3 protein-coding genes and 1 pseudogene are annotated in these 3,356 nt (G+C 59.3%); 1 reads left to right on the top strand and 3 read right to left on the bottom strand.

What is annotated here, in order from left to right:
• From B3E94_RS25100 to rpsB, 3 genes and pseudogenes are all read right to left on the bottom strand, one after another.
• Window positions 1–205 (bottom strand): annotated as a pseudogene (locus tag B3E94_RS25100) (UMP kinase); the annotation flags it as partial.
• 179 nt (window positions 206–384) lie between these two features.
• Window positions 385–1,248: a translation elongation factor Ts gene (gene tsf / locus B3E94_RS25105; RefSeq protein ID WP_134825640.1), complete on the bottom strand. Its 864-nt coding sequence runs from the start codon at window positions 1,246–1,248 to the stop codon at window positions 385–387.
• 185 nt (window positions 1,249–1,433) lie between these two features.
• On the bottom strand, window positions 1,434–2,171 hold the full coding sequence (gene rpsB, locus B3E94_RS25110) for a 30S ribosomal protein S2 (RefSeq protein WP_176513532.1): 738 nt from the start codon (window positions 2,169–2,171) through the stop codon (window positions 1,434–1,436).
• A 358-nt stretch (window positions 2,172–2,529) separates the two neighbouring features.
• Between rpsB and map the strand changes: the two genes are divergently transcribed.
• Window positions 2,530–3,312, top strand: coding sequence for a type I methionyl aminopeptidase (gene map / locus B3E94_RS25115; RefSeq protein WP_176513535.1), 783 nt, complete (start codon window positions 2,530–2,532; stop codon window positions 3,310–3,312).
• Window positions 3,313–3,356: the final 44 nt, after the last annotated feature.

Raw genomic sequence — 3,356 nt, forward strand, 5'->3', positions numbered from 1 at the left:
GCGCCGCAGGACGGAACAGGTTGCCACGACCGATAACCAGACCTACCTGAACACCAATGCCGACCAGTTGGCCGACTTCCAGCGCCATGCGATCCAGGTCCTTGGGGTCGATCCCGAACTCTTCCGAGCCCATCAGGGCCTCGCCGCTAAGTTTGAGTAGAATGCGTTTATAGCGAGCCTGATGACCACTGCCCTGCTGAGCCATTGCGAATCTCTCCTGCGGCGTTTGTAAAAAATTCTGGCGGGCTGCTTGAGCCTGCATGTAACTCTAACGTGACGCAGCAACTGCGTCAGCGAGCGACGGTCTCGTAAACCGCTCCCGCTTTGACAAAGAGGCTGCGCGCGTGAGCGGGCAGCCTCTTTGGGGCGACAGACGGGGCTGTCTTACTGCTTGGCAGCAGCTACCTGAGCGGCAACTTCAGCAGCGAAGTCGTCGACTGGCTTCTCGATGCCTTCGCCAACCTTGAAGTAGGTGAAGGAAACGATTTCAGCACCGGCTTTCTTGGCCAGTTCGCCAACTTTGACTTCCGGGTTCATCACGAAAGCTTGCTCTTTCAGCGAAGCTTCGGCTTTGAACTTGGTGATACGACCGTTGATCATGTTCTCAACGATGTTTTCCGGCTTGCCGGCGATCTTGTCGGCGTTCAGCTGCAGGAAGACGTTCTTCTCGCGCTCGATGGCCTCGGCGGAGATTTCCGACGCGTCCAGGAACTCTGGGTTCGAAGCTGCAACGTGCATGGCGATGTTCTTGGCCAGGTCGACGTCGCCGCCTTTCAGAACCACGACAGCACCGATCTTGTTGCCGTGCAGGTAGGCGCCGACAACGTCGCCTTCAACGCGCGCCAGGCGACGGATGTTGACGTTTTCGCCGCACTTGGCAACCAGGGCTTCACGAGCCGCTTCACGCGAAGCGATCAGCGGAGCTGCGTCGGTCAGCTTCTGGGCGAAGGCTTCTTCGAGGCTTTCGGCGACGAAGTTCTTGAAGTCGTCTTGCAGGGCCAGGAAGTCGGTCTGCGAGTTCACTTCCAGCAGGACGGCGGATTTACCGTCGGCTTTGACCGCGATAGCGCCTTCAGCAGCGACGTTGCCAGCCTTTTTGGCGGCCTTGATGGCGCCCGAGGCACGCATGTCGTCAATGGCTTTCTCGATGTCGCCGCCGGCCTTTTCCAGGGCCTTCTTGCAATCCATCATGCCTTCGCCGGTACGCTCGCGCAGTTCTTTCACCAGCGCTGCAGTAATTGCTGCCATTTCAAAATCCTCTTGGAAAGTTTTTCAACCATTCCACCCGCTCGTCACGGGCGTTCAATTCTGCAAATCCGCTGTTTCTGATTCAGCCGGCCCATGATGCGGGGCGCATGCTGACAGCAGGATTTCAAGGTGGCAAAAAGGGGGCAAAGCCCCCTTTTCGCGTGCCAAGTAGACGCTAGCGCCTATTACTCAGCAGCTGGTGCAGCCGCTTCTTCAGCGTAGACTTCGGTGCCGCCGGCAACATTGTTGCGGCCGCGGATGACGGCGTCAGCCATCGAAGTCATGTACAGCTCGATAGCGCGAATGGCGTCATCGTTACCTGGGATAACGAAGTCAACGCCTTCTGGGCTGCTGTTGGTATCGACAACGCCGATGACCGGGATGCCCAGCTTGTTAGCTTCGGTGATGGCAATGCGCTCGTGGTCAACGTCGATCACGAACAGGGCATCAGGCAGGCCGCCCATGTCCTTGATACCACCCAGGCTGCGGTCCAGTTTTTCCAGATCGCGGGAACGCATCAGGGCTTCTTTCTTGGTCAGCTTGGCGAAGGTGCCATCGTCGGCCTGGGTTTCCAGGTCGCGCAGACGCTTGATCGAAGCACGGATGGTCTTGTAGTTGGTCAGCATGCCGCCCAACCAACGGTGGTCAACGTATGGCGAACCGCAACGAGCAGCTTGCTCGGCGACGATCTTGCCGGCGGAACGCTTGGTGCCGACGAACAGGATCTTGTTCTTGCCCTGGGCCAGGCGCTCAACGAACGACAGAGCGTCGTTGAACATCGGCAGGGTTTTTTCCAGGTTGATGATGTGGATCTTGTTACGCGCGCCGAAAATGAACTTGCCCATTTTCGGGTTCCAGTAACGGGTCTGGTGGCCGAAGTGCACACCGGCCTTCAGCATATCGCGCATATTGACTTGGGACATGATAGTTCCTTGATAAGTCGGGTTGGGCCTCCACGTATCCCAATGACCAACCCATGCAACCGAACCGCAGTTCGAAGTTGCCGGGCACCCAGGTCATCGTGTCGACACGTGTGTGGGTTTAAGGCTGACGGGGTCGTCCCCGAAAGCGGCGCATTTTATACCACAGACCGCGGGCGAACGGAACCCGGATAAAGGCGCGTCCGTCAGCGGTTTTTGCAGCACCCCGGCAAACAGGCCAGAATGCCCTCTATAGACAGCAGCATGGCCGCCTTTATCCCGACAGAATGCCGCCCTGCTCTGCTAGAATCCGGCCTTTCCCGTTTGTTCGCGCCGTGCACGGCGCCGTAGAGAGCCTGTAATGACCGTCACCATCAAGACCGCAGAAGACATCGAGAAGATGCGCATCGCCGGCCGCCTGGCCGCCGAAGTGCTGGAGATGATCGAAGAACACGTCAAGCCCGGTGTCACCACCGAAGAACTCGACCGCATCTGCCACGACTACATCGTCAACGTCCAGCAGGCGATCCCGGCCCCGCTCAACTACAAGGGCTACCCCAAGTCGATCTGCACCTCGATCAACCATGTGGTCTGCCACGGCATCCCCAACGACAAGCCGCTCAAGGATGGCGACACGCTCAACATCGACATCACCGTGATCAAGGACGGCTACCACGGCGACACCAGCCGCATGTTCCACGTCGGCAGCGTGCCGGTATGGGCCGAGCGCCTGTCCAAGGTCACCCAGGAGTGCATGTACAAGGCCATCGAGCTGGTCAAGCCGGGCTGCCGCCTGGGCGACATCGGCGAAGTGATCCAGAAGCATGCCGAAAAGAACGGCTTCTCGGTGGTGCGCGAGTTCTGCGGCCACGGCATCGGCAAGGTGTTCCATGAAGAGCCGCAGATCCTCCACTACGGCAAGGCCGGCACCGGCATGGAGCTCAAGGAAGGCATGACCTTCACCATCGAGCCGATGATCAACCAGGGCAAGGCCGACACCAAGGTGCTGGGCGACGGCTGGACCGCCATCACCAAAGACCGCAAGCTCTCCGCCCAATGGGAACACACCCTGGTGGTGACCGCGACCGGCTACGAGATCTTCACCCTGCGCAAGGACGACACCATCCCGCGCACCTCGGCCTGATTGCGCCAAGGGCTACCCCTACGACAGGAACGCGACGCGATGCC

Source organism: Pseudomonas sp. UBA6315 (assembly GCF_002438125.1).
Classification (GTDB): Bacteria; Pseudomonadota; Gammaproteobacteria; order Pseudomonadales; family Pseudomonadaceae; genus Aquipseudomonas; species Aquipseudomonas faucium.

Bases quoted from the DNA above. Each gene is read 5' to 3' on its own strand.
- tsf (WP_134825640.1), bottom strand. From the start codon at position 1,248: ATGGCAGCAATTACTGCAGCGCTGGTGAAAGAACTGCGCGAGCGTACC.
- rpsB (WP_176513532.1), bottom strand. From the start codon at position 2,171: ATGTCCCAAGTCAATATGCGCGATATGCTGAAGGCCGGTGTGCACTTC.
- map (WP_176513535.1), top strand. From the start codon at position 2,530: ATGACCGTCACCATCAAGACCGCAGAAGACATCGAGAAGATGCGCATC.